The organism is Streptomyces sp. NTH33 (genome assembly GCF_003236365.1).
GTDB lineage: Bacteria > Actinomycetota > Actinomycetes > Streptomycetales > Streptomycetaceae > Streptomyces.
In genome coordinates, this window is sequence record NZ_POTZ01000906.1 from 1 (window position 1) to 1,300 (window position 1,300).

Sequence of the window (1,300 nt, forward strand, 5' to 3'; positions counted from 1 at the left end):
GCCCTGGACGCCGCCAAGCCCCCCGAGGCCCGCCTCCTCCTGGGCACCCTGGCCTACGTGGCCCACCGCTCCCGGGCGTAACCGCCGGGCGTACGACCGCCTGCGGGGAGTGCGGCCCCTTCGACGGCGAACGCCCGCCCCGGTGGGTCCGGGGCGGGCGTTCGTTCGGTGGGTGGCGGTCAGTCTCCGATGAGGGCGTCGACGAAGGCCTCCGGTTCGAAGGGAGCCAGGTCGTCCGGGCCCTCGCCGAGGCCGACCAGCTTGACCGGTACGCCCAGTTCGCGCTGGACAGCGACCACGATGCCGCCCTTGGCGGTGCCGTCCAGCTTGGTGAGGACGATGCCGGTGATGTCGACGACCTCGGCGAAGACGCGGGCCTGGATCAGGCCGTTCTGGCCGGTGGTCGCGTCGAGTACGAGCAGGACCTCGTCCAGCGGGGCGTGCTTCTCCACGACGCGCTTGACCTTGCCGAGCTCGTCCATGAGGCCGGTCTTGGTGTGCAGGCGGCCGGCGGTGTCGATGAGCACCACGTCGGCGCCCATCTCCTTGCCCTCCTTCACCGCGTCGAAGGCGACGGAGGCGGGGTCGCCGGCCTCCGGGCCGCGCACGGTGTAGGCGCCGACCCGCTCGCCCCAGGTCTGCAGCTGGTCGGCGGCGGCCGCGCGGAAGGTGTCCGCGGCGCCGAGGACGACGCTGCGGCCGTCGGCGACCAGGACGCGGGCGAGCTTGCCGGTCGTCGTGGTCTTGCCGGTGCCGTTGACGCCGACGACCATCACGATGCCGGGCTTGCTGGTGGCCGGCTCGGTCTTCACGGTGCGGTCCATGTCGGTGCCGATCAGCGTGAGCAGCTCCTCGCGCAGCAGACCGCGCAGCTCCGCGGGGGTGCGGGTGCCGAGCACGCGCACGCGCTCGCGCAGCCGCTCGACCAGCTCCTGGGTGGGCTGCACGCCGACGTCGGCGGTCAGCAGGGTGTCCTCGACCTCCTCCCAGGTGTCCTCGTCGAGGTGTTCACGGGACAGCAGCGTGAGCAGGCCCTTGCCCAGGGCGTTCTGCGAGCGGGAGAGGCGGGCGCGCAGCCGTACCAGACGGCCGGCGGTGGGCTCCGGCACCTCGATCGCGGGTGCCGGAAGCTCCTCGACGGGCAGCTCCTCGACGGCGACGGGGGCCGACCCGTCGGGCAGGTCCACCTCCTCGATCGTCCGCCGCGGCTCCTCGCGCGGCGTCTCGGCCTCCTCGCCCACGTGCGGCTCGGCCGGAGGGGCGGTGATGTCGGGGGGCGTGGGCGAGGAGGCCGAGACGC

The 1,300-nt window shown here is 74.0% G+C and carries 1 protein-coding gene and 1 pseudogene; one reads left to right on the plus strand and one right to left on the minus strand.

What is annotated here, in order from left to right; all coding sequences use genetic code 11:
* Window positions 1-81, plus strand: a pseudogene (locus C1I97_RS37430) (bifunctional DNA primase/polymerase); the annotation flags it as partial.
* 98 nt (window positions 82-179) lie between these two features.
* Here C1I97_RS37430 and ftsY read toward each other — a convergent pair.
* On the minus strand, window positions 180-1,300 hold a 1,121-nt coding region (gene ftsY, locus C1I97_RS37435), incomplete at its 5' end, for a signal recognition particle-docking protein FtsY (protein ID WP_111007307.1).